This is a genomic window from Odoribacter sp. N15.MGS-14 (genome assembly GCF_000980245.1).
GTDB classification, from domain to species: domain Bacteria; phylum Bacteroidota; class Bacteroidia; order Bacteroidales; family Marinifilaceae; genus Odoribacter; species Odoribacter splanchnicus.
The window spans coordinates 142,825-168,681 of record NZ_LARE01000011.1 but is presented as its reverse complement, the minus strand read 5'-3'; the positions used below and the strand labels follow the sequence as shown (position 1 = coordinate 168,681).

General features: G+C 41.0%; 24 protein-coding genes and 1 tRNA gene. 13 read left to right on the top strand and 12 right to left on the bottom strand.

All coding sequences use genetic code 11. The annotated features are described in order from the left end of the window. The 7 genes from WS34_RS04400 to WS34_RS04370 all read right to left on the bottom strand — a co-directional run. The coding region (locus tag WS34_RS04400) for an AAA family ATPase (RefSeq protein ID WP_353743264.1) at window positions 1-612 on the bottom strand (612 nt) is incomplete at its 3' end. Window positions 613-1,320: 708 nt separating this feature from the next. Continuing rightward, window positions 1,321-1,878: a sugar O-acetyltransferase gene (locus WS34_RS04395; RefSeq protein WP_046403344.1), complete on the bottom strand. Its 558-nt coding sequence runs from the start codon at window positions 1,876-1,878 to the stop codon at window positions 1,321-1,323. Window positions 1,879-1,920: 42 nt separating this feature from the next. Next, window positions 1,921-3,810 carry a biosynthetic arginine decarboxylase gene (gene speA / locus WS34_RS04390; RefSeq protein WP_046403341.1) on the bottom strand — a complete coding sequence of 630 codons (1,890 nt, stop codon included), beginning with the start codon at window positions 3,808-3,810 and terminating at the stop codon, window positions 1,921-1,923. 377 nt (window positions 3,811-4,187) lie between these two features. Further along, a complete protein-coding gene (locus WS34_RS04385; protein WP_046403340.1) occupies window positions 4,188-4,826 on the bottom strand; it encodes a murein L,D-transpeptidase catalytic domain family protein in 639 nt (212 codons plus the stop codon). A gap of 9 nt (window positions 4,827-4,835) precedes the next feature. Then, complete coding sequence (locus tag WS34_RS04380; protein ID WP_229041792.1) at window positions 4,836-5,747, bottom strand: L,D-transpeptidase; 912 nt, start codon at window positions 5,745-5,747, stop codon at window positions 4,836-4,838. Between the two features lie 220 nt (window positions 5,748-5,967). Continuing rightward, window positions 5,968-6,459 carry a hypothetical protein gene (locus WS34_RS04375; protein WP_022160792.1) on the bottom strand — a complete coding sequence of 164 codons (492 nt, stop codon included), beginning with the start codon at window positions 6,457-6,459 and terminating at the stop codon, window positions 5,968-5,970. Between the two features lies 1 nt (window position 6,460). Next, entirely contained in the window at window positions 6,461-7,141 is a 681-nt protein-coding gene (locus WS34_RS04370; protein WP_022160793.1) for a DUF3800 domain-containing protein, read from the bottom strand. 196 nt (window positions 7,142-7,337) lie between these two features. Between WS34_RS04370 and WS34_RS15845 the strand changes: the two genes are divergently transcribed. Further along, on the top strand, window positions 7,338-7,571 hold the full coding sequence (locus WS34_RS15845; RefSeq protein ID WP_046403373.1) for a type II toxin-antitoxin system RelE/ParE family toxin: 234 nt from the start codon (window positions 7,338-7,340) through the stop codon (window positions 7,569-7,571). Window positions 7,572-7,632: 61 nt separating this feature from the next. On the opposite strand, the gene WS34_RS04360 is transcribed toward WS34_RS15845, so the two are convergent. After that, window positions 7,633-7,705 (bottom strand) — tRNA-Pro (locus tag WS34_RS04360). Between the two features lie 80 nt (window positions 7,706-7,785). On the opposite strand from WS34_RS04360, the gene rbfA reads away from it, so the two are divergent. The 5 genes from rbfA to pheS all read left to right on the top strand — a co-directional run bounded on the left by rbfA (window position 7,786) and on the right by pheS (window position 11,709). Further along, window positions 7,786-8,121 (top strand): 30S ribosome-binding factor RbfA, encoded by a 336-nt coding sequence (gene rbfA / locus WS34_RS04355; RefSeq protein ID WP_013612807.1) that lies wholly within the window; start codon window positions 7,786-7,788, stop codon window positions 8,119-8,121. Between the two features lie 52 nt (window positions 8,122-8,173). Continuing rightward, window positions 8,174-9,376: an ABC transporter permease gene (locus WS34_RS04350; protein WP_013612808.1), complete on the top strand. Its 1,203-nt coding sequence runs from the start codon at window positions 8,174-8,176 to the stop codon at window positions 9,374-9,376. After that, a complete protein-coding gene (locus WS34_RS04345) occupies window positions 9,373-10,203 on the top strand; it encodes a peptidylprolyl isomerase (RefSeq protein ID WP_013612809.1) in 831 nt (276 codons plus the stop codon). Before WS34_RS04350 ends, WS34_RS04345 begins: the two co-directional genes overlap by 4 nt. 11 nt (window positions 10,204-10,214) lie before the next feature. Continuing rightward, window positions 10,215-10,604 carry a VanZ family protein gene (locus tag WS34_RS04340; protein ID WP_022160795.1) on the top strand — a complete coding sequence of 130 codons (390 nt, stop codon included), beginning with the start codon at window positions 10,215-10,217 and terminating at the stop codon, window positions 10,602-10,604. Window positions 10,605-10,689: 85 nt separating this feature from the next. Next, window positions 10,690-11,709, top strand: a complete 1,020-nt coding sequence (gene pheS, locus WS34_RS04335; protein WP_022160796.1) for a phenylalanine--tRNA ligase subunit alpha — start codon at window positions 10,690-10,692, stop codon at window positions 11,707-11,709. Window positions 11,710-11,774: 65 nt separating this feature from the next. On the opposite strand, the gene WS34_RS04330 is transcribed toward pheS, so the two are convergent. After that, window positions 11,775-12,605, bottom strand: coding sequence for an OmpA/MotB family protein (locus WS34_RS04330; RefSeq protein ID WP_046403338.1), 831 nt, complete (start codon window positions 12,603-12,605; stop codon window positions 11,775-11,777). A 195-nt stretch (window positions 12,606-12,800) separates the two neighbouring features. Here WS34_RS04330 and WS34_RS04325 point away from each other — a divergent pair, with 195 nt between their 5' ends. The 3 genes from WS34_RS04325 to WS34_RS04315 all read left to right on the top strand — a co-directional run bounded on the left by WS34_RS04325 (window position 12,801) and on the right by WS34_RS04315 (window position 15,835). Beyond that, a complete protein-coding gene (locus tag WS34_RS04325; RefSeq protein WP_013612813.1) occupies window positions 12,801-13,664 on the top strand; it encodes an N-acetylmuramoyl-L-alanine amidase-like domain-containing protein in 864 nt (287 codons plus the stop codon). A 71-nt stretch (window positions 13,665-13,735) separates the two neighbouring features. Next, window positions 13,736-14,338, top strand: coding sequence for a penicillin-binding protein activator LpoB (gene lpoB / locus WS34_RS04320; RefSeq protein WP_013612814.1), 603 nt, complete (start codon window positions 13,736-13,738; stop codon window positions 14,336-14,338). A 111-nt stretch (window positions 14,339-14,449) separates the two neighbouring features. Further along, window positions 14,450-15,835, top strand: a complete 1,386-nt coding sequence (locus WS34_RS04315) for a COG3014 family protein (RefSeq protein ID WP_046403335.1) — start codon at window positions 14,450-14,452, stop codon at window positions 15,833-15,835. Window positions 15,836-15,972: 137 nt separating this feature from the next. Here the strand turns inward: WS34_RS04315 and WS34_RS04310 are convergent, their stop codons facing one another. After that, window positions 15,973-17,343 (bottom strand): dipeptidase, encoded by a 1,371-nt coding sequence (locus WS34_RS04310; RefSeq protein ID WP_013612816.1) that lies wholly within the window; start codon window positions 17,341-17,343, stop codon window positions 15,973-15,975. 259 nt (window positions 17,344-17,602) lie between these two features. Between WS34_RS04310 and WS34_RS04305 the strand changes: the two genes are divergently transcribed. Continuing rightward, window positions 17,603-18,541: a ribose-phosphate pyrophosphokinase gene (locus WS34_RS04305; protein WP_013612817.1), complete on the top strand. Its 939-nt coding sequence runs from the start codon at window positions 17,603-17,605 to the stop codon at window positions 18,539-18,541. Between the two features lie 112 nt (window positions 18,542-18,653). Then, on the top strand, window positions 18,654-19,529 hold the full coding sequence (locus tag WS34_RS04300; RefSeq protein WP_046403333.1) for a VIT1/CCC1 transporter family protein: 876 nt from the start codon (window positions 18,654-18,656) through the stop codon (window positions 19,527-19,529). Between the two features lie 7 nt (window positions 19,530-19,536). On the opposite strand, the gene WS34_RS04295 is transcribed toward WS34_RS04300, so the two are convergent. Together WS34_RS04295 and WS34_RS04290 are read right to left on the bottom strand one after the other, a co-directional pair. Continuing rightward, window positions 19,537-19,929: an SPOR domain-containing protein gene (locus WS34_RS04295; RefSeq protein ID WP_046403331.1), complete on the bottom strand. Its 393-nt coding sequence runs from the start codon at window positions 19,927-19,929 to the stop codon at window positions 19,537-19,539. Window positions 19,930-20,013: 84 nt separating this feature from the next. After that, a complete protein-coding gene (locus WS34_RS04290; RefSeq protein WP_046403329.1) occupies window positions 20,014-21,462 on the bottom strand; it encodes a sodium:solute symporter in 1,449 nt (482 codons plus the stop codon). Between the two features lie 181 nt (window positions 21,463-21,643). Between WS34_RS04290 and WS34_RS04285 the strand changes: the two genes are divergently transcribed. Together WS34_RS04285 and leuS are read left to right on the top strand one after the other, a co-directional pair. Continuing rightward, window positions 21,644-22,714, top strand: coding sequence for a DUF4934 domain-containing protein (locus WS34_RS04285; RefSeq protein WP_041556836.1), 1,071 nt, complete (start codon window positions 21,644-21,646; stop codon window positions 22,712-22,714). A gap of 291 nt (window positions 22,715-23,005) precedes the next feature. Continuing rightward, window positions 23,006-25,777, top strand: a complete 2,772-nt coding sequence (gene leuS, locus WS34_RS04280) for a leucine--tRNA ligase (RefSeq protein WP_013612821.1) — start codon at window positions 23,006-23,008, stop codon at window positions 25,775-25,777. The last annotated feature ends 80 nt before the right edge of the window (window positions 25,778-25,857 follow it).

Below are 25,857 nucleotides of genomic sequence, written 5' to 3'. Positions count from 1 at the left end.
CTTATCCCCGGCAAAAAGGCCGATTATATCTATTTCATCCGTATCCTTACCTTTCTTGCGTTCCCGCCACGAACCGATGGCTGAATATTGTTGGCTTTCCATCATCTTTAAACGGAAATACTTTTCAAACAACGGTTCTTTATATCCCTCAAAGACCTTATGCATCATTGAAAATACCGATCCCATTAAAATCAGCTTGAGATAGGTCTGCTTCCTATATTGGTCCCATAGGTTCTGTACATCGCTATAGACCGATAGATTGACGTATTCAAATTCCTGAAACTCATCAATGATAAGATTAAATTTGCGTGTCTTTGCCAATTCCATCACCATCTGGAACAATGAACGAAAACTCTTAATCTCAGGTGGTACATAAGTTCCCAGTCCAAAAGAAATAAGTAGGGTAAACTCCTCACATAGCGTGGTTTCATTTTTCCGACTGACAAAAAGATATACAGTAGAGCCCTCTCCCTTGGTAGCCTCAACTACAAGGGAAGTCTTACCGATACGCTGCCGGCCAGTAATAACCGTCATTCTTGAATAACTATCAAACGAGAGCTTCTGTATACGTTGCAGCTCCTTTATTTCAGATGTCCGATTATAAAATTTCATAAGATTTAATTTTGTAACCATTGTAATAGTTACGGTGGTTACAAAAACAGTAAATTCTGTCGAATTGTCAAAATCAGTACTTGTTGATTATGGATTCAATCTATATCGGATAATTTTCAATAAAGATTGTAAATAATGAAATTAAAATATATTTTTGCTTTGTTATTGACGAATTTCTAATTTGTTAACTCTGAAATAAACGGACGTTTTTTTTGACGATAAAATCGTCAAAAAATGAAGAATAAAAATGAGAAATGAAAAATAACTGAAAGCTTTGTTTTAAGTGAAAAATGATTGCCCTAAAAAATAAAAAAATGGGAGGAGATGAATAAATTAAAATATTGATAACATGCATCTTAAAACAAGGTAGCAGATTTTAAATCTGCTTTATCCGAAAGGTTATTACTAATCGATAATCTGAAAAATATTTACCAAAAAACAAGGACCTTATAAACGTTATGAACTTTATAAACTTTTAACAAAAAAAACGTCCGTTTTAATTGGAAATAAAAATTAAGAAATATGAGATTTCATTTTAAGGGGAAAAGAAAACATAAAGATTTATGGATTGTGATTATTATCATAACCATCCTGCTATTATATACCTATTATGAAGCGAATTTCGGAAAAAAAAGAAGATTACAACAAAGCGAATCCCTATCTTCATGTTTAGTAAATGTTCCCCTTCCAAACCAGACTTCCCCTTTATCAGGCCAATTTCCGAATGATTCGGGCAGGACTTCCTCCTACCATTGAATCGTCGGGTACATCTTTAGTTACTACAGCCCCTGCAGCAACGATACAACGGTCCCCGATCGTCACCCCGGGACAAATCACAGCTCCTCCTCCTATCCAACAATCATCGCCGATTGTAATGGGCTCGCCATGTTCGGCTCCTGTTGCGCGTTCCCGATAATCGATCGGGTGCATCGGAGCATACAATTGTACATTCGGGCCGATCAGTATATTTTTCCCCAAATAAATCCGGGCCGTATCGAGAATCGTACAGTTATAATTAATAAAACCATTCTCACCTCCGTAAATATTGAATCCGAAATCACACCAAAAAGGAGCCTGTATCACTAAAGAAGGATGGGCATTCGGTAAAAACTTACGAAGTAACTCACCTCCTTGAGTATAATCCCGGAAATAAGTCCGGTTATATTCTTCCACCCATTTCAAACAGTCACGGTGCAACTCCATTAACTCCGGGTCGAAAGCATAATAAGTCTCCCCTGCCTGCATTTTCTCTTTTTCTGTCTTCATATTACGATTTAATTAAAAAGCCGCTTTCCAGCGGCCTTATTACTATTCTAAATAAGTATATCCATACAAACCGGAGCGGTAATTGGATAAGAATTCCCTTCCCTCTTCAGGAGAAATGATCCCTTTTTTGACAGAAGTCGTCACCCATACTTCAACGGTACGAGCCATCCGTTTGGGAGTAAATTGCACATACTCGAGTACGTCAGCAACTGTTTCTCCTTCAATAATTTTATCGATCACATATTCACCGTTTTTCACTTTGATATGCACAGCATTGGTATCACCGAACAAATTATGCAGATCCCCTAAAATTTCCTGATAAGCTCCGACCAAGAATACTCCGAAATAATAGGGTTCTTTATTGCTCAATTCATGTACCGGCAGGTGATAGGAAAAATTACGGGTAGAAATAAAATTATTGATTTTCCCATCTGAATCACAGGTAATATCCTGAATTGTAGCCGACTTTGTAGGCTGTTCGTTCAACCGAGAAATCGGCATAATGGGAAAAATCTGGTCGATCGCCCAGGAATCGGGTAAAGATTGGAAAAGCGAGAAGTTACAAAAATATTTATCCGGTAACATCTTCGCAATCTTTTTTAACTCGTCGGGAGCATGTTTTGTCGCTTCGGCCATCTCGTATACTTCACGGGCAACGGACCAGAAAAGCCGTTCTACCTGTGCGCGGGTACGCAAATCGATCAGGCCCAGATTAAATAAGTTCAAAGCATCTTCACGGCATTGCAAAGCATCGTGCCAAGTTTCCAACAAACGGGGCTGATTAAGATTTTCCCACAAATCATATAGTTCCTTCACCAGCTCGTGAGCATCTTCTGCCAAATCTTCATTTTCATCGAAAGCCGGAAGACTGGTACTGGCCAAAGCTTCAAAAACCAATACCGAATGATGGGCCGTCAAGGAACGTCCCGACTCGGTAATGATATTCGGCTGCGGCAATTCATTCTTTTCGCAAGCATCGACAATAGAAGAAACGGCATCATTGACATATTCCTGAATAGAATAATTCATACTATTCGATGTCGCTGAACGGGTACCGTCATAATCTACTCCCAATCCGCCTCCTATGTCTACAAAATTAATGTTATATCCCATCCGTTTCAACTCCACATAAAACTGAGAAGCTTCTTTCAAAGCTGTCTTTATACGACGGATATTGGTCACCTGACTGCCTATATGAAAATGAATCAGCTGAAGAGAATCGGCCATCTTATTTTTTTCAAGAATATCGAGAGCGTCCAGAAGTTCACTGGAATTTACCCCGAACTTACTTACGTCTCCTCCTGATTCTTCCCATTTACCACTCCCTGAACTAGCCAGCTTGATCCGGATTCCGATATTCGGTTTCACATTCATTTTCTTAGCCAAACGAGCGATGGTTTTCAGCTCCATCAATTTCTCCACCACCAAAAAAATCCGTTTCCCCATTTTTTGAGCCAGCAAAGCCAGTTCGATATAACTTTCATCTTTATATCCATTACAAATGATCATGGCCTCATCATCGATATCGATCGAAAGTACCGCATGCAACTCTGGCTTCGAGCCTGCTTCCAAACCGATATTGAATTTATTCCCATGACTGACAATCTCTTCAACGACAGGACGCATTTGGTTGACCTTGATCGGATAGATAATGAAATTCTTAGCCGAATAGCCATATTCCTGAGCAGCAGCCTGAAAACAATTAGAAATTTTCTCGATCCGATTATCCAGGATATCCGGGAATCGCAAAAGTACCGGGGCTTCCACATCACGAACCTGTAACTCCTCCATCAATTCTTTCAGATCGATCGAAGGTCCATCCGTTTTAGGTGTTACAGCAACATGCCCTTTTTCGTTAATCGAAAAATAGTTCAGCCCCCAACCGTTGATATTGTACAGTTCTGCTGAATCGTCAATACTCCATTTTCTCATTTCTATGCGTTGAAATCGATAATATTAGGTTTTTAAAATTCGTGCAAATCTAAGTGAATTAATCGACAATTAAAAGGTGTGACTTAAAAATTATTACGATTTCACACACAGTAAGTTAACTCAATATCCGACAATCCGGGACAACGGCTTCAATTTTATCGTCTCATCGCATCACTTCTCACCCCGGACCGTTGCCCGGTTTCATTCCACTTCTATAAATTTCGAACGACTTAAAAGCAGAATAATTATAGTTTCCCGTTGTTCAGCATTCCTCTTGCCTTGCTGAAAGAATCGGAAATTCTGTCGAGATAAGATCCTCCGGACCTTCTGGTTAGAATCCTAGTGCGAAAACGACCTCGGAAAAGAGTAAATATACCTCAAGCTTTGTTCAATCCGTAAATATAGAGCAATACCCCACCTTTGATAGTATCGATGACCTGCTTACTGATATCCGGTGGTAAGGCGGGACAACCCAGACTGCGACCGAGACGCTGCTGGCCTTTCAAGACAGCAGGATCTGCATAATTAGCCCCGTGCACAACAATAGCACGTTCCCTCGCTTTATCGTTAATTCCTTTTTCCAAACCATCTAAAAATAAAGAGTAACCATTTTTTCCCATATAAGTATCACCGGTACGAAAAAATCCCAGGGAACTTTGATACGAACCGGGTCTATTGGAAAAAGCCACGGCATAATTATCCCCACTTCCTCTGCCATGAGCCACATAAGTACTCAGTAAAAGTTTTTTTTGCAAAAGATCTAAAATATAAAACCGCTTCTCCGTGGAAGGTTTGGTATAATCGATCAGTACCAACAAGCGGTCTTGTCCGGAAGCATATCGGGAAAATCCTTTGAGTGCCTGTTCGAATGCAGGAAAATTCACTTCTCCCCTCAACCCCAATTCCTGATACAACTGAAAACTAGAGGCCACCGTAGTTTCCGGTAAAGCTTCTACAGCTTTTCCGGCTCTTACCCCACACACCAGACTCAAAATTAGAATAACTACTTTATACATCTTTCCTATTTAATCAAATACAATCACCAATGCTTCGCTTATAGGGGCCCAATCGTAAATGAATTTAGCATGAGAAGTAGCATTTCTCACACACATGTGCGAACGCGGGGTTGTCCCCAACGTACCGCTATACTCCAAAACAACGGAGTCCGGATAATTTACCGGTACTCCATGCAGGTAGGCTCCTCCGGAAAAACGGCTGGCCCATGGAGCAAATCCTCCGGGCTCAATGGAACCGTCCCTTAAAAAAGGCATCGCTTCCAGCTTACGGCGAATGACATAGACTCCCGGAGGCGTTTCTCTCTTATAGGGCGGTCTATGCAATCCTGTCGTTATCGGGTTCATACTCCTGACCAACCAGGTAGAATCCCCCTGCTCCAAAGTAGCCAGGTTTTGATTCGTCCGGTCGATAAATATCAACTTCCGAAAGTCGGCCCCACCCAAACGATCTACATATTTTTCAGGTACCCACCACTCACCACCGAAAGAAGAAGGTGTCACCAACAAAAAACCCGCACTATCACGGATGACCGATACCAACGCTCCATCACGCCCATATCGTTCGGGAACTTCCCAGTTCCCTGTTTTATAAAATGGAACGGATTGATCTCTTTTCACCCCGTATTTATCCTCGATAGCCCGATAAGCGTCTTTCCGACTCGAATCCGACAATGGAGCACGGCCGTTCCGGTTTTTATAATTACTCAAAGCTCCGAACTCTTTAGCCTGATTTTCAAAATTCAACAAAGAATCTATCATCCCTGCAATCTTATCCCACTGAAAACTCCGTTCCACCTTCCTGTATTCATAATTATCCTCCAAGGTATGCCGATCGTACAACAATTGTTTTTCAATCTTCACTCCCCCATTCTCCGAGAAAAAAAATGAAAACAGAAGAAATAAAAATGACATCTTTCCCATTCCTTAAAATATCAAAATATAAAACATGTCATTTGATACGTAAAAATAATTTTTTTTCCCAAACCTCACTCCTTCTTTTCGTACTATTTATAAAAGATTCACATTCAGGTGGTAAGAATTGGCTTTATTCAATAAATATTTTATATTTGTAGAAAGTTCATCCTCCAAAGGAGGAAGGAAATCGGAAAGCGGTAAATCGATGTATTTATCGCTTTTCGTCTCAATATACTTTTGCCAGCCGACGTTTCAATTTATGTTCAATTTTATACCGGTTTCTTCCCAAAAGATAATAGGCAGTCAGTAAATAATACCGATTGTCTCCCCGGGGTTCCAGAACGATAACATAAGATTCCTGTACATCATAAAGGTAAGTACGAATGGCTACTTTGTCTTTTACGGAAAACACCTGCAAGTGTTCAGGTTGTCTTTCTTCAAGATGATATTTGATCCAATGTAGCCTCACCGCCCGATTCCGGTCATAGATCCTCTCCCTATGCAAGCGATCTTCCATTGTAACCAAATGATTGAAAAAAATGGATAAAGTATTTTTCCCTTGTGACAATGTCGGTAATACCTTCTTTTGCCTGAAATAATTTCCCGAATCGACAAAATCCCTTTTAAAAATGCCCATTAACGATGCATTACGTTCCTCCTCATCGAACGCATCCAATTCCAAAAGAGAATTATATGTCTTGATCAGATTAAGGGGCATATCAAATCTGAATTCTAAACAAGTTGAATTTTGAAATTCTTTTTGAAGTTGTACTTTCCAGATCCGTCCGGGTACGGATTTTTAACTTTTCTATGAATCGAACTTTAGCTTCCGACGCTTTCTCTGTCTGATTCAGATTATAGGCAATGGCTCCGATAAATAAATCACACAGCTGTAATAAATCCAGTTCATGAGAACGCACATGCTGAATTTTTTCAATGATCTCCATCCTGACATTCAGTATGTCTTTCAGCTTTTCAGTCCGGTAAGAGCTGAGATTATCTTTAATATCCAAATAAATATTATAATGCCAAACCGGATCCAAAGTATGAAAAAGCAACTGATAATACATCAGATAGTAAAATTTATTGTAATCATGATCACATTTATCGGCAATATACCGGCTTTTATCTACGATAATCGCCCTGAATCGTATCCCTCCTTTTTTGAAAAACCAATCTACCAACTTCGCATAAAACGGATAATTCCACTCATTCAAATAAGTCCATTTCACTTCCAGTGTATTCTTATATTTCACCCGCAAGCTTTTCAGCTCCCCCTTCATCTGTTCTATTTTATGCAAGGGAGCCGCAATATACCCCAATACCATGAACCGTTTGCCATCTTTTTGAAGATGACAGCTCTCATCGCAATAATAATTATATACCCAAGACCCACGCATGATTTTAAGGATAAGAAGATTAAGGCTAATTTAAGCAATTTTTACCTGAAAACAAAACCCAAACACATTTTTTCCCTTTACATAGCAAAATCTTTGATCTAGCGGTAAAACGTCGGCATTGGAAGCATGTAAAAACCGGTGATTTGCCGGAAAGTTGTCATCTGTCATTGCACTTACCTTTCACTATATTTGCTGTATGAAAAGGGAAATAATAGCATTCAGAGATTATTATGACAATCTCATGAAAACCCTGTCAGCGACCGAGCCTAAAAAGGTTCATTATCTACTTGACCTTCTACAGATCAGAAATAGAATTAGTACGAAATTCGTCATATTTATCAGAGATAGCCTCTATGAAATAAGGACTATGTATCATGGAAATATCTACCGGGTATTTTTCATTTTCGATGAAGGCCGGATCATAGTTTAAGGGGTAGATTTATCAACTTTAAACAAAAAACGCACTGATAATCAGTGCGTCCTGTTTTTTGTCGAGATGACTGGACTTGAACCAGCGGCCTCCACGTCCCGAACGTGGCGCGCTACCAACTGCGCTACATCTCGTTTGCGGATGCAAATGTAATAAAAGTATCAGGAAAAAATACTATATTTGTTGAAAAATTTTTCAACTTAATTCAAATACGATGGATTCGATAAGACAAAATAAGGTAGCACGCCTGATTCAAAGAGATTTAAGTGAGATGTTTCAGCAGGAGTGTAAAGAATATACAGAAGGAGCAATGTTGTCGGTAACAGCGGTACGGGTCAGTCCGGACCTTTCTTATGCCAAGATTTATGTCAGTATTTTCCCTTCGGAACGGGTGGAGGCTGTCATGAAAAGCCTGGAAGAAAAAAATAAAAGCATCCGGTTTATTTTAGGGAAAAAAGTCGGCAAACAAATGCGCATCGTGCCGGAACTTCGTTTCTTTGTCGATGACAGCCTGGACTATATCGACAAAATCGACGAATTATTAAAATAATTCATCTATCCGGATACCGCTCTTTGTTACCGGACATCAATTCAATCCAGGAATGAAACTGTCTTTGTTTATTGCCAAACGCTATCTGTTTTCCAAAAAGAAACAGAATGCCATTAATATCATTTCGGTCATCAGTGTCGTTGGAGTTGCTATCGGAACTTCGGCATTGGTAATCATCTTATCTGTTTTCAATGGCATCGATCTGTTATTACAAAAGAGTGCGGACAGCTTCACCCCCGATCTGGTCATCAGTCCTCTGACAGGTAAATTCTCCCACTTCGACGATTCTTTGTATCAGGCACTTCGCAATAATTCGTCCGTTGCCTACTACAATCAGATCGTCGAAGAGAAAGCGCTCGTAAAATACGATGACAAGCTTTCGCCGGTAACGATCAAAGGAGTTGCCGACGACTATGCCCGTAATACCCATTTCGAGGATAACATCATACAAGGTACCTTTCAACTCAAAACCGGAGATACCTACAAATCGGTTGTCGGTTACGGTCTGGCTGCAGAATTAGGTATAGGTCTCAATTTCCTAACGCCTATGGTATTTTATTATCCGGATAAAAATGCCGGAGTTTCTGCTTCGGCTTTAAATACAGCATACCTGTACCCATCGGCTTTCTTTTCTTCCCAGCAAGAAATAGAAGGTCAATATGTACTTACAGATCTTGAATTCGCCCAACGTCTTTTCGGCATAAACGATCAGATTTCGAAGATCGAAATTAAACTGAAAGACAGTAAGCTGATCCCGGAAGTAAAAAAAGAATTATCCGATTTCACCGATACAACATATCGTCTGGAAGACAAATACGAATTGAACAAGGCCTTTTATGCTATGATGAAATCCGAAAAGCTGGCTGTCTTTATGATTCTTCTGTTTATCTTATTGATCGCTTCGTTCAACATTATCGGTTCAATTTCGATGCTCATCCTGGATAAAAAAGAAGACCTCGGTACTTACAAAGCTCTGGGAATGACAAATCAAAGAATCATTTCCGTATTCAAAACCGAAGGAAATCTTATCACAATGGCCGGCGCAGTCATTGGACTCGTCTTTGGGACGCTCATCTGTCTGTTACAGGAAAAATATGGATTGATCACACTCGGCGACGGGAGCTATATCATCACGGCCTATCCGGTCAAAATTGTTTTCGAAGATATTTTACTCATCGTGCTTGCCGTCTTATCGATCGGCTATACAGCCTCCTATTTCCCGGTAAAATATCTGGTGAATAAACTTGCCAAATGAAGAAAGGAGAAAATATGAAAAAGTTCTTTTGTGTATTATGTGGAATCTGTCTTTTTTACATGGGATATGCTCAGGAAAAAGAAGTAAAAGCGGTTATCGAGACGAATCTCGGTAACATGATTGTAAAATTATACAACGACACCCCCAACCACCGGGACAATTTCGTCCGTCTGGCCAAAGCCGGACACTATGACGGCAGTCTGTTTTATCGTGTAATCAAAAATTTTGTGATCCAGGGAGGTTCGTCGGATAGTAAAAAAGCCATTAAGGGAGCTGCAATCGGGTACGGTAAACCGATCGTTATCGATGCGGAAATCAAACCGGAGCATTATCACAAAAAAGGAGCATTAGCAGCACCGCGCCAACCCGACCGGGTTAATTTTTTCAAAGAATCGGACATTTCCCAATTTTATATCGTCCAGGGTAGGAAGTATGATCCCAAAGAACTGGATATCATAGAAAAACAAGTAAATGTTCCGATCAAAAGGGCTATTCAGCGAAAATACTATACTCCGGAGAAAAAAGCTATCCTGGACACCCTCCGAAAACAGAAAAAAGTAAAAGAATTCCGGGAAATTGCCGAGAAAATCAAACAGGATATCGCTTTCGACTGGAATGCCAATCCCAACAAAATTTATATGCCGGAGGAAAAACGGAATGCCTATATAAACGAAGGAGGTATACACCATTTGGATAAAGAATATACTGTTTTCGGAGAGGTGATCGAAGGTTTTGAGGTAATCGATAAAATTGCCGCCCTTCCGACAGACGGAAACGACCGGCCTATCACCGATGTCAGAATAAAAGTCAGAATTTTGAGCGAATAACCCCAATGTATATGAGCAGTAAACTTCGCCATATTTTTATTCTGGCCAATATTTTATGGGTCGTGATTATTTTTATTCTCTGTGCGATGCCCAGTGATGACATCCCTGATCCACACTGGAATATCCCTCATCTGGATAAGGTAGTTCATTTCGGTATGTATTTCGTTTTATCCATTCTTTTAATCTTTCCACTCGAGGAATATAGTTGCTTAAAACTAAGCCGGATCTATCTGATCGCCATCCTGGTGGCACTGATCTACGGAGGAGGAATTGAAATATTGCAAGCCAATTTTTTCAACCGAAGCGGGGATGTGTGGGATTTGGTCGCAGATGTTTCAGGCGGCATCGCAGGCTGTCTGTGTTATCCTATTGTAAAAAGATTCATCCCCATGAAAAATTGAATTCTATTCTAAATTTCAATTTTCAATTTTTAATTCTCAATTAATTAAAGTAGTTTTGTGACTTTGATAATCAAAAGCCTTTACCATGTTAGACAAGATTAAGCAGATTATATCAGAGATCGGGAGCTTCACCGCTACCACACCTGCAGAGGTTGAGCAATTCAGGATTAAGCATTTGAGTAAGAAAGGTACCATTGCCGCTTTATTCGATGATTTCAAAAATGTACCGGCAGATCAAAAAAAAGAAATCGGAAAAGCTTTGAACGAATTGAAAACAGCAGCCTTAGATAAAGTGAATGAGTTAAAGGAAAAGCTTTGTAATTCCGATCAGGGTAAAACCGGTGTGGATCTCACTTTACCGGGAGACCTGATCAAGCTAGGAAGCCGTCATCCATTGTCCATCGTAAAGAATGAAATTCTGGCTATTTTTAATAAACTAGGTTTCACGATATCAGAAGGTCCGGAAATAGAAGACGATTGGCATAATTTTTCAGCCTTGAATTTTCCGGAAGAACACCCGGCCCGGGATATGCAAGATACCTTCTTTATCGAGAAAAATCCGGATATCGTATTGCATACCCATACTTCTTCGGTACAGGTTCGCGACATGGAAACTCATTCCTTACCCATCCGGTTAGTGACGCCGGGAAGAGTGTTCCGTAATGAAGCTATTTCAGCTCGTGCACATTGTATTTTCCATCAGATCGAAGCGCTTTATATCGATGAAAATGTTTCTTTTGCAGATTTAAAACAGACGCTGACTTATTTTGCCAAAGAACTTTTCGGTCCGGAAACCCGAATCCGGCTGAGACCGTCTTACTTCCCATTTACCGAACCTTCGGCAGAAATGGATGTTTCCTGTTCGTTGTGTCATGGAGAAGGATGTAATGTATGTAAAGGTACCGGCTGGCTGGAAATTTTGGGTTGTGGAATGGTCGATCCCAACGTATTGGAATTAAATGGAATCGATAAGGAAAAATATACCGGTTTTGCTCTTGGAATGGGTATCGAGCGTATCACAATGTTAAAATACGGCATCAAAGATTTACGCTTGTTCTTTGAGAATGATATTCGTTTTCTGGAGCAGTTTACTGCAGCAATATAGAAAAGATAGAAGGTGTAAAATAAAAGGTAAAAGGTTGAAAAATATCACCTTATACCTTTTACCTTTTATTTCAATATATCCATCAGCTTATCCAATTTCGGCGCCATGATGATTTCGGTACGCCGGTTGTGTGCCCGTCCCTCTACACTTTCGTTATTGTCCACCGGCATAAACTCCCCCCGGCCGCAAGGTAAAATCTGTAAAGGATTCACCCCATAATCTTTGGTCAGAATACGTACGACAGAAGTAGCACGTACGACACTTAAATCCCAATTATCTTTAAATTGCACGGTTTTAATGGGTTTGTTATCGGTATGCCCCTCGATGAAAACATCGATATCATGCTGTTTTTTCAGCACTTCCGCTAATTTACCCAACGCTTCTTTACCCTGTTTGTTGACCTGTGCACTCCCCGACTCGAACAACAGCTTATCCGACATAGCCACATATATTTTCCCATTCTTTTCGGTCACGGTCAATTCATCCGAGCTAAATCCAAGTAAAGCATCCTTGACACTATTCAATAAACTTTGAAGACGTGCGTTTTGCGCATCGACTTCGGCCTGTAATTTATTGATGGTAGCTTCCCGTTCGGACAGTTTCTCCATTTTTTCCTTCAGTAACATATTCAGTTTTTCCTGTTCGGACAGATTGGAATACAATGATTTTCGATAATCGCGGATGGCTTGACCTAAACGAGTCGTATCACTCATCAGGTCAGTGATCTGTTGCTTCAATTTTGCAATCTCATCTTTCTGTTGTCCCAAATTTCTGTTCAGTACCCGTTCACGGCTTAAAGCTGCCAACCGACCGTTTTCAGCAACCATATACTTCTTTTTAGATACACACGACGTCACTGCAATCAATAAGCATAAGGCAAAAATGATTCTTTTCATTTGTGTAAAGAAATTATTTATTTGTAATATAATTAAAATCTACCGCTCTAACTACCATTTCACCACAAACTTAAAAATTATTCTGCAATTATGAAAATCCCTTTTTATGGATAGAATTAATTGGGAAAGTAGTTCCGGGATAATGCAGAATATTCTAACTTTGTAGTTAGAAATACCGATAAGAACTATTCAAATATGATCCGGCTAATTTTACATCTTTTCTTATTTTTGTTCCTTTCTAGTTACAGTTGTGAGGCTTACCGCCTCTCTTCGTCCGATCAGAAAGTATTAAATTCTTTTTGGAAATATGCAGAAGAACATCGCTTGGGCAATCTTCCTGTAAATGAAAGAATCCCTTCTATCGCCCGTTTTTTTTTAGGGACTCCTTATCAAAGCAATACTTTGAACGTCACCCGGGAGGAACTGCCGGTTATCAATCTACACGAATTAGATTGTGTGACGTTCGTGGAAAATGTCCTTGCTTTGGCATTTTTGGAACAATATAATCAACAATCGACAGAGGCTTTCGTGCAAAATATTATCCGGCTCAGATACCGGAATGCAGAGATCGTCGACTATACTTCCCGTTTACACTATTCTTCAGATTGGTTATATGAAATGCAACAAGCTCATTTGCTGACCGATATTACACAATTTGCCGGCGGGATCCCTTATTCCAAGCAAATCTGCTTTATGTCGGAACACAGTCAGAAATATCCACAACTCCAAAAAGACTCAAGCTTACTTAAAAAGATCAAAACCATTGAAACAGCAATAAATCAAAGGACGTATTATTATATTCCAAAAGATAAGATTAATGAAGCTTGTAATAAAATAAAAAATGGAGATATCATCCTGATCACAACGCATATAAAAGGGTTGGACACCTCTCATTTGGGTTTTGCCTGGAAAAAAGAAGGTAAGACTTATCTATTGCACGCTTCCAGCAAGGGTAAGCAAGTGATGATTAGTTCCCTTCCCCTCCAGGAATATATGGAAGGGATCGATTCCCAAAGTGGAATTATGCTCGCCAGAGCCGCTAAAACATTAGCAGAATAGATATACAAATTTTATTCTCTCATTCTGGCATAAGAATTGATTGATAAATCAAAAACTAAAACAAATATATTATGAGAAAGATTTTCACTGTAACGATAGTATTCGCACTGGCAATTGCCTTCAGCAGTTGTGCCACACGTAAAGTATCCCGTGTCAATACGAACGAAGTCATCGATTTAAGCGGTCGCTGGAACGATACGGACTCACAACTGGTTTCAGCCGAGATGATAGACGATCTTCTTGGAGCTCGCTGGTTGCCGGTTTATGAGAGCCAGCACAACAATAAACGTCCGGTAGTTGTTGTCGGAACAGTAACCAACAAGAGCCATGAGCACATCAATTCGGAGACTTTCATCAAAGACATAGAGAAAGCAATCATTAAAAACGGAAGTGTCCGGCTTGTACAAGCCGGGGAAAAACGGCAGGAATTACGTACCGAACGGGACGAACAAAACCAAGGTTATACTTCGCCGGAGACAGCTAAAAAATGGGGACTGGAATTGGGTGCCGATTTCATGTTGCAAGGAACCATCAATAGCATCGTCGACAGCTACAAAAAAGAACAGGTTGTCTATTATCAGGTAGATCTGGAACTGACCAACCTGGAAACGAACGAAGTGGTTTGGATGGGAGATAAGAAAATCAAAAAACAAGTTAGCGACAGAGCCCTGTAAGAGAAAGGCCACCCAGATATTAATTTTAGATTTGCGGTTTTCGATCGGTCACTTACGTACAGTTAGCTGTAACGTTATACATCGTAAGTCGCAAATCAAAAACTCTAAATAATGAAATTCCGGTTTTGTATCGTCCTATTCCTTTGTTGGATCGTTTCAAGTTGTGCCACCTGGTATCAACGCACAGCCGCATTTCAGGATGCTGTAAGTAAAGGCGAGTTCGAGCAAGCTGAAAAACTCCTGCAAAAGGATAAAAAACAAGCCCGGGATAAAAACAAAATACTGTATTACCTGAATCAAGGTTATGTCGAATTTATGTTAGGCCATTACGAAAAGAGTAATCAAGCTTTCGAAATCGCCGAACAGCTGACCGAAGACCAACAACGTAATCTGCTGACAGAAGCTGCTGTATTGATCTCGAATCCGGAAATCCGTCCTTATCGCCCGGAAGATTTCGAAGTGATCATGATTAACTTTTACAAGGCTCTGAACTACCTTCAGTTGAATAATATGGAAGATGCTTTGGTAGAAGTACGTAAAATCAATATTCGTCTACAGCAATTAAATGACAAATACCCGGATCATAAAAACCGTTATCAACGGGATGCATTTGCCCAATTACTGATGGGCTTGATATACGATGCTGCAGGAGATTACAATAATGCTTTCATCGCCTACCGGAATGCTTATAACACCTATCAAACCGACTATTTAAAAAATTTCGGGTTAGCTGCTCCCGAACAATTAAAAAAAGACTTGCTGCGTACAGCCTATCAATCGGGACTCACCCAAGAGTTAGCCGGGTATGAAAAAGAATTCCAACAGAAATATACCCCGGCTCCGCTCCCGGCCAACGGACAATTAGTATTTTTTTGGCTGAACGGTTTCGGGCCGGTCAAAGCAGAATGGGGAATTACTTTTACCAAAATCGATAAAGGAGACGGGGTTATCGTATTTCACAACGAAGAACTCGGTTTGACCTTTCCTTTCTTCTGGGGAAACGGATATAGTGAAAACGACCGCAATTCCCTGGCGAACATCGATGTAGTCCGGGTCGTATTCCCGAAATATGTCGAACGCCCGCGTCCTTTCACCCAAGGAGTTATCAGCTATGACGGGAAGAACTATACTTTACAAATGGCCGAAGACATCAATCAAATCGCCTTCAAAACGCTGCACGACCGCATGTTGAGGGAATTATCCAATTCGCTGTTGCGGGTAGGCATTAAACAAGGCTTGAAATATGCAGCCTCCAAACAAAATGAATGGCTCGGTCTGGCCGTCAGCCTGACCAATGCAATTACAGAGAAGGCAGATACCCGCAACTGGCAAACCCTTCCCTACTCGATTTCTTATGCCCGTGTTCCTCTACAAGCCAGTGAAAACAATATCGAATTAAAGTTCTCAGGCAATCATCCCGGAACCCAGGATCTGCAAAAACTGACCATTCCTGCCAATGGTAAACGAACCCGCTTTTTCGTCTATACCACGCTATAAGGATAAATCAGAAATGCGATCCGGCCAATTTTTTGCGAATCGGCTAATCCCCGGTAAAAATTAGCGGACCTACGATTCTGATAGTAAAATCCAGTCAGAGAAACATAGGTCCGCCAATTTAAGTAGTATGAAGAAGATTAATGCACATCTTCTACAAAATGCTTGTAGAATAACGGAATAGTACGAATGCCGTTAAAGAACTGCTCTAACGGATAATTCTCATTAGGTGAATGGATAGCATCGGCTCCCAGTCCGAAGCCCATCAAAATAGATTTGATTCCCAGCACTTCTTCAAAAGTAGCGATAATTGGAATACTACCTCCCGAGCGCACCGGTATCGGTTGCTTTCCATAAACTTCTTCATATGCTTTTTCTGCAGCTTTATATGCAGGTAAATCTATCGGACAAACATAAGATGGTCCGCCATGCAGATAGCTTACTTTCACTTTCACATATTCCGGAGCAATGGATTCGAAATATTCCTGGAACAATTTAGCAATTTTATCGTGTTTTTGATTGGGAACCAAACGGCAACTGATTTTTGCATGGGCCACAGAAGGCAGTACTGTTTTTGCCCCTTCTCCGGTATAACCTCCCCAAATACCACATACATCGAATGTGGGACGAATACCGGTTCGCTCGTTGGTAGAGAATCCTTCTTCGCCATGTACGGCTTTTATACCTAAAGATTTTTGGTAAGCTTCCAGATTAAACGGAGCTTTGGCCATTTTGGCCCGCTCATCTGCACTGACTTCCAATACGTCGTCATAAAATCCGGGAATAGTGATATGTCCTTTGTCATCGATCATATCTCCGATCATCTTACACAATACATTGATCGGATTTGCCACAGCACCTCCGAAAATACCGGAATGTAAATCAGCATTCGGGCCGACCATTTCCACCTCCCAATAGGCCAAACCTCTCAAACCGGTAGTAATAGAAGGAACGTCGGGAGCTATCATACTGGTATCGGAAACCAGAATAACATCGGCTTTCAGCATCTCCTTGTGATCCCGGCAGAATTTCGGCAAGCTCGGAGAACCGATTTCTTCTTCACCTTCCAGCATAAATTTCACATTACACTTGAGATTACCGGTTTTCACCATATATTCGAAAGCTTTAGCATGCATAAACGATTGGCCTTTATCATCGTCTGCACCACGAGCCCAGATCTTTCCGTCTTTGATCACGGGTTCAAAAGGCTGCGTATGCCACAATTCCACCGGATCGACAGGCATAACGTCCATATGTCCGTATACCAATACAGTCGGCAGAGACGGATCGATGATTTTTTCGCCATAAGTAACCGGATTTCCTTCGGTCTCATAAACTTCGGCTTTATCGGCACCGGCCGCCAGTAAAAGGGATTTCCATTTTTCTGCACAACGATACATATCGGGCTTGTGTTCTACCTCAGATGAGATAGAAGGAATACGTATCAACTCGAACAGCTCATTCAGAAACCGCTCCTTATTCTCCTCGATGTATTGGTTTAATTTTTCCATAGTTAGGTTGAAAATTGAAATTAAATAATTAGAAATTCTTCACAAACGGTATAAAGATAAGAAGAAAAGCTAAAAAGTAAAAGGTAAAAGGCAAAAAAGGCATTTCCCTTTACAGACTAAATTATTTTCAATTTTCAATTTCTAATATTCAATTAATTACTTACTTTTGTTGCGAAATAGCTCACAAGTGAGTTGGGTAATAATATCTGAAATTCGATTTTACAGCGTCTTAAAACATAAATATTGAAACGGCTAAATTATGTCAGATCTTTCCGAAGTTAAGATTTTTTCCGGGGAAAACAGCAAGTATATTGCTGAGAAAATTGCTAAATCGTTGAATTTAGATCTCGGACAAAAGACTTTATTACATTTCAGTGACGGAGAATTTGCGACTTCTTACGATGAAACAGTTCGTGGTGATCATGTTTTTATCGTACAATCCACTTTCCCGCCTAGTGATAACCTCATGGAGTTATTAATGATGATCGATGCGGCTAAACGTGCTTCTGCCTATAAAGTAGTAGCTGTCATTCCGTATTTCGGTTTTGCACGTCAGGACAGAAAAGACCGTCCGCGGGTAGCTATCGGTGCTAAGTTAGTAGCCAATTTGTTATGTGCTGCTGGGGTCGACCGGATCATGACGATGGACTTACACGCAGATCAGATTCAGGGATTCTTCGATATTCCGGTAGACCATTTGTATGGTTCCACGGTACTTGCTCCCTATATCCGTTCTCTGAAACTCGAGAATCTGGCTATTGCTTCACCGGATATCGGCGGATCTAAACGTGCTAATTCATGGGCAAAATTCTTCGATTCAGGGTTAGTGATCTGTCACAAAACCAGAGAAAGACCGAATGAAGTGGCCGACATGAAAGTAATCGGAGATGTAGAAGGTAAGAATGTAGTGATCGTAGACGATATGATCGATACTGCCGGAACTATCTGTAAGGCTTCCAGTATCCTGAAAGAGAAAGGTGCTTTATCGGTAAGAGCCGTAGCTACTCACGCCGTACTTTCGGGAAAAGCCTATGAGAATATCGAAAAATCAGCTTTAGACGAAGTTATATTTACGGATTCTATTCCTTTACACCAGGAATGCAGTAAAATCAAAGTGATTTCTGTTGCCGACATGTTTGCAGAAACAATCCGGAATGTCGTTGAACACCGTTCTATCAGTGATCACTTTATTATGTAGTCTTTACCTGATCGGATATAAAAAGCGAAGCATGGTCTTCGCTTTTTTTTGTAACCTGGCTCATGGAATACCGTAACATAACGAAACGTTTTTTACTTAACCACACCCATAAATGATACCCGATTTAACTTCCCAGGAAACCAAACAGTTATTAGCATTTCAAACTAATGAAATCACCGAACACCATATCTACCATCAATTATCACTTTTACAAAAAAATGAAAATAACCGCCGGATATTAACCGAGCTAGCGGCGGAAGAATCAGGACATTACCAGCTCCTGAAAACATATACCCAAAAGGAAGTAGGGCCTAAAAAAGGCAAAGTTCGTTTCTATGTTTGGCTTGCCCGTTTATTCGGGCTTACTTTCAGTATCAAACTGATGGAAAATAATGAGAAATATGCTCAGGAAGCCTACCGCCAAACTCATTTGGAAGATTTACAAAAAATTGCCCGGGATGAAGAAATTCATGAATCGAGATTAATCGAGCTTATCGATGAAGAAGGGCTGAATTATATGAGTTCTGTCGTTTTAGGACTGAACGATGCGCTGGTAGAATTTACCGGAGCCCTGGCCGGCTATACTTTTGCCCTTCAACATGCCAAACTGGTAGCCCTGACAGGCGCTATTACCGGCATTGCAGCAGCTCTTTCCATGGCTGCCTCGGAATATCTCTCTACCCGAACTGAAAACGATGTTCACAAAAATGCACTAAAAGCCGCCGTATACACCGGAATCGCTTATGTTATCACTGTCGTTGTCCTGATTTTGCCTTTCGTCCTCCTGTCCAATGTATATTGGGGGCTGGGCGTCTGTCTGTTCGGAGCATTAGTGATTATAGCTATTTTCAATTACTATTATTCCATTGTCAAAACAGAAAGCTTCCGGCATCGCTTTACTGAAATGGCAATAATCAGTATAGGCATAGCAGCGATCAGTTTCCTAATCGGCTATGCACTTCGGGTTTTTACAGGTATAGAGTTGTAAGCCCGGTTTATCTGACAGGATATACCCAGGTCAGTTCTTTTCCGGGTTCTCTCACAATCCGGTTCAGAGCCACTTGTGCCTCTTTACGAGTTTCATAGCCATCATAAGTGACCATGCTCATATTATAAAAAGGAACAATCCGGGAGTCGTAACCTTCCTGGATTAATTTAGCCTGTAAACGTTCAGCATTCTCCGGAATTTTAAAACATCCGGCCACCAGATAATAATTCACCTGTTTCACAACAGGTTTCGGTTCTTCTTTAGGAGGAGCCACCGGTTCCGGTTTTGCCACTTCAACAACTTCTACTTTCTGTGTCGTCAATTCTTCTTTTACCTTTTTATCCTTACAGGAAAAAAGACACAACAAAGAAAGGGCTAGTAAAATAACAGTAATTTTCATCGTGCTGTAATTAATTTCTATCACTATTACGCTTTATCGGCGTTAAAGATAACATTATAAAATAATTTTAACAAATCTATGAGGTTATATTGCTTCTACTATTCGTTTACGGAAAATCCATAAACCCAGAAAGCACAAAAAACCATTCACCAATAAAATTTCAAAACCGAAACAATAGCCCCAAAACCATTGTTCTGAAAAATGATCGAGGACATAAGAAATCAGGGGTGACAGCAAACATATCCAAGGCAGAAATTTTCCTTTTACCTGATATTCGGTCATCAGCCCAAAAGTAAACAACCCTAAAATCGGCCCATACGTATAACCGACAGCTTTCAATACCGCATTGACGACACTGGTATTATTCAATTCCCGAAAAAGAATTACTACGATACACATCAATAGTGAAAAAGCCAGATGTACTCCTATTCTCCGGCGTTTTTGCAAAGGATCCTTTGGATCGATCTTCAAAAAATCGATACTGAAGGAAGTGGTTAAAGAGGTCAGGGAAGAATCTACAGAAGAGTAAGCAGCTGCCGTTATGCCCAGCAAGAAAAATAAACCGGTGGTTACCCCGAAATAGTTCATCGATAAAAAAGCAAAAACATCGTCCGATTTTCCGGGAAGTTCTACGATTTTCATCTCCGCATATTTATATAATAAAGCTCCCAACGCGAGAAATAAAACATTCGTAAGTAAAAACAGAAAAGAAAAAGAATACATATTGATCCGGCAGTCTCTCAGTGAACGACAGGTCAAGCTCTTTTGCATCATATTTTGGTCCAATCCATTAATAGCAACCGTAATCGCTATTCCGGCCAGAAACTGTTTCAGGCTATTGTGGGAAGAACGCCAGTCCCAATCAAAGATACGGGCATAAGAACTCTCCCGAATAGAACCGGCCATCGTACTAAAATTCAGATCCAGCTCCTGACAAATGACGGCAATAGTCAAAACCACCGAAATCAGCATAAAAACCGTTTGTAAGGTATCCGTCCAAACAATCGTTTTTATACCACCCCGAAAAGTGTATATCCACACTAATCCTAAGGTAATAAATACCGTCAAAGCAAATGGAATTCCCAGACTGTCGAATAAAGCCAATTGCAATACTCCAACCACTAAGAACAAACGAAACGAAGCGCCGACCAACTGAGATAAAATAAAGAAAAACGATCCGGTCAAACGGGCTTTTTCACCGAAACGGATACCCAGCCAGGAATAAATGGACACCAAATTCAACTTGTAAAATAAAGGTAATAAAACCAAGGCAATCACCACATATCCGATGCAATTTCCCATTACGACGGGCAAATAAGTCCAATTGCTATTCCCGACTTCGCCCGGTATGGAGATAAACGTTACTCCTGAAAGGGAGGTCCCGATCATCCCAAAAGCCACCAAATACCAGGGGGAAGTCCGATTAGCCGTAAAAAAAGTCTCATTATCCGATTTCCGGGAAGTAAAATAACTGATCAAAATCAGTATCCCGAAATAAGCAAGCAAAATAAATAGCACTAAACCCGACGACATATCCTTGTTTTAAGCCCATTACCGTACGAAAGTAATTATTTTTTTATACATTTGCTAAAGAACCCTAATTCCCTTTCCGATGCGGCTACTTTTTTTCTGTCTATTCGCTTGTCTCCTATTCAATTGCGGGCACCCAACCGTCCCCCGAAATATAGATGTTACCCGTATTTCTAAAAGCGACTTGCAGAAAGTCCGGTCTTTCGATCCAACCCAACTCATCGACAGTTGTACCTACATCCCTTTAGAAACCTCGGATCGGATTTTAATCGGCAGAGTAAAACAGCTGAAAATCACCGATAAATATATTTTCCTGGTAAATTCGGAAAACGATTCCCTCTATGTTTTCAACCGTCAGGGGAAATTTCTGAATACCATCGGTACCCGGGGCAGAGGCCCACGGGAATATCGTTCTATTCAATCTTATTGTTTTCCGCCTCAGGCAGACACAGTGATTATTTTCGATTCGGATAAGCTCTTATTTTATACGCCCACAAACCGATTCATCCGGAGTGTCGATCTGGTACCCCAACTACATCGGGATACCGATATCATCCGTAGTATAAACTCGATCGATTTTGCCGAACCGGGGAAATTACTTTTCAAATACGACCTGATGTATCGATGTAACGTATTTTATTCCACTTATAATTACAATACCGATGAACTCAAAGATATCGGATATGTCCCGCTCTCACTCGATTTAGGCAATACTCTTAACCGGGTAAACCTCGATTTTTTTGAAACGGCACCCTATAAACAAGAATTGAGTTGTGCCATACTCTATAACGATACGATCTTCCAATACCGGCAAGATTCTTTATCTCCCCGTTTCATTATCAATGCATTAAAAGACAAAGTTATTCCGGACCGGATTCTCCGGCAACTGAACGGTTCGGATCCCATGAAAGCAGGCAGTCTTTTGGTCAGCTCCGGTATCTTTATCAAAAATATATACGAATCGGATTCTTATTTTTTCATTTTATACAATGGCTCCGAACCTCAGGAACTGATCTGGAATAAAACGACACACCAAGGTATACTCGTCGAACTAAACGATAACTTTCGCGGTCACACTTATGCTCCGATGGCTGTTTCCGCCTTAGCAGTATTGAACGACGACGAAAAATACTATGATCCCAACAACGGAAATCGATATTTACCGGTCTCCCGACAAAAGCAAACCTTACAATTCCGACTGAAAGAAGAAGATAACCCTGTCATCGTCATTTATCACCTGAAACCACAATTCTAACCTCATGCAAATCATTATCCTTCCGGCTTATTATCGTTGACCGTCTGTCATCCGGCTACTGTCCGGGATAAAGATCTCCTGTATACCACGACCGGCAAGACTTACAGGAAATCAAACATTTCAAGCCGGAACAGCTTACCGGCAGCATTATCTGCATGACTTTAGAAACTTCTGTCATTTTATGTTCCGCCACAACTTTATCCTTTACTTTTTAGCTTTTACCTTTTAGCTTTTACCTTTTACTTTATATCTTTGTGCCTCAAAATGAAATCATAAACAATCTATATTATCATGGAATACAACTTTAAGGAGGTAGAGAAAAAGTGGCAGAGCTACTGGAAAGAAAATCAGACTTACAAAGTCGACGTCGATCCGTCCAAACCGAAATTTTATGTACTGGATATGTTCCCTTATCCTTCCGGAGCCGGTTTGCACGTCGGCCACCCACTCGGCTACATCGCATCCGACATTTATTCCAGATATAAACGTCTGAAAGGATTCAATGTGTTGCATCCGATGGGATTCGATGCATATGGTTTGCCAGCCGAACAATATGCCATCCAAACAGGACAACATCCGGCCATTACAACAGAGAAAAATATTGCCCGCTATCGGGAACAACTCGATAAAATCGGTTTTTCTTTCGACTGGGACCGGGAAGTGAGAACTTGCGATCCGAAATATTATAAATGGACACAATGGGCATTTATCCAAATGTTCAACCATTGGTTCAATAAAGATACTCAAAAAGCCGAACCGATCGCCAAACTGGTAGAAACCTTTGAAAAAGAAGGGAACGCAAATATCAATGCAGCCAACTCGGATACCCCGATCTTCACGGCCGAAGCCTGGAAAGCCATGGATATCCGGGAACAACAGCGTGTATTGTTGAATTACCGGATCGCTTATCTGGCCGATACGATGGTGAACTGGTGTCCTCAGCTGGGAACTGTGTTAGCCAATGATGAAGTCAAAGAAGGACTCTCGGTGAGAGGTGGTTTCCCGGTCGTACAAAAGAATATGCGACAGTGGTCTTTACGGGTTTCTGCCTACGCACAGCGTTTGCTGGACGGATTGAACCACCTGGAATGGTCCGATTCGCTGAAAGATATCCAACGCAACTGGATCGGACGTTCGCAGGGAGCCGATGTGATTTTCGATGTAAAAGACTCGGATATACAATTGAAGATCTTTACAACCCGTCCCGATACGATCTATGGGGTGAGCTTTATGGTACTGGCACCGGAAAGCGATTATGTCAGGCAACTGACCACCCCCGATCAGGAAAAAGCAGTAGCTGAATACCTTGACTATGTAGCTAAACGTACCGAACGCGAACGCCAAAGCGAGATCAAAACCGTGACCGGCGTATTCACCGGTTCTTATGCGATGAATCCGTTTACCAACGAAGCGATTCCGGTATGGATCAGTGAGTATGTATTGGCAGGCTACGGAACGGGAGCTATCATGGCCGTACCGGCCCACGACAGCCGTGACTACGCTTTTGCACGTAAGTTCAATCTGCCGGTCATCCCGGTTATCGATAACGGCCAGCCTATCGATCTCAGCAAGAGTTCGTATGATGCCAAAGAAGGGAAGATGATCAACAGTGGACTGATCGACGGCATGGAAGTAAAAGAAGCTATCGCTTTCATCGCCGAAGAAGTGGAGAAACGGGGGATCGGGAAGAGCAAGATCAATTACCGCCTACGGGATGCCATTTTCAGTCGTCAACGGTATTGGGGCGAACCGTTTCCTGTATACTACAAAGACAGTATGCCCTATATGATAGATGAGGCAGAATTACCTTTGGAATTACCTGAAATCGATAAATATCTGCCCACGGAAAACGGAGAACCTCCTCTCGGCCGGGCTAAAAACTGGACCACGAAAGAAGGATATCCGATCGAGTTGAATACCATGCCGGGATTTGCGGGATCATCGGCTTATTACCTCCGCTATATGGACCCGCACAACGATAAAGCATTGGTCAGCCATGAAGCAGATGCGTACTGGCGTAATGTCGATCTGTATCTGGGAGGAGCAGAACACGCAACAGGGCACTTGATTTATTCCCGTTTCTGGAATATGTTTTTATATGACTTAGGAGTAGTTTGTGAACCGGAACCTTTCAAGAAACTGATCAATCAGGGAATGATACAAGGGCGTTCGAATTTCGTATACCGCATCGTAGGGACCAATACCTATGTATCTGCCGGTTTGAAAAGTCAATACGAAACAACCGAGATCCATGTAGATGTCAACATCGTCAAGAACGACATTTTGGACACAGAAGCCTTCAGAAAATGGATGCCTGATTATGCCGATGCCGAATTTATTCTCGAAGACGGTAAATACATCTGTGGCTGGGCCGTTGAAAAAATGTCGAAATCTATGTTCAACGTAGTCAATCCGGACGATATCATCGAACAATTCGGAGCCGATACTTTACGACTTTACGAAATGTTTCTGGGACCGCTTGAAGCACACAAACCCTGGGATACACAAGGCATCGACGGCGTATATAAATTCTTACGTAAATTCTGGCGTTTGTTCCTGAACGGAGAAGAATTCTCTGTCAGTGACGAAGTACCGACCAAAGAAGAATTAAAAGTACTTCATAAAACCTTGAAAAAAATCGAATTCGATATCGAAAATTTTTCTTTCAATACTTCTATTCCGGCTTTTATGATTTGTACCAACGAATTGGCTGCACTGAAATGCAATAAACGGGCTATTCTCGAACCCCTGGTCGTTGCTATAGCACCCTATGCTCCTCATATTGCTGAAGAATTGTGGCATTTGTTGGGACATGCCGAAAGCGTAACCGGAGCAACTTTCCCTCAATGGGAAGAAAAATACCTGGTGGAAGATAGCTTTGAATATCCGGTTTCTTTCAACGGTAAAGTACGTTTCAAACTGAATATGCCGTTGACTGCAACCCAGGCAGAAATCGAAGCTGCAGTCAAAGCCTCCCCTGAGGCAGGCAAATGGCTTGAAGGAAAAGAAATCCGGAAAATGATTATTGTTCCGAAAAAAATCGTTAATGTCGTGATCGCATAACCGGTGTAATTCTATATTATATAAAGGGAACGGTGTCAATACTGTTCCCTTTTTCTTTCTATTCCGAAATCGGAATAGAA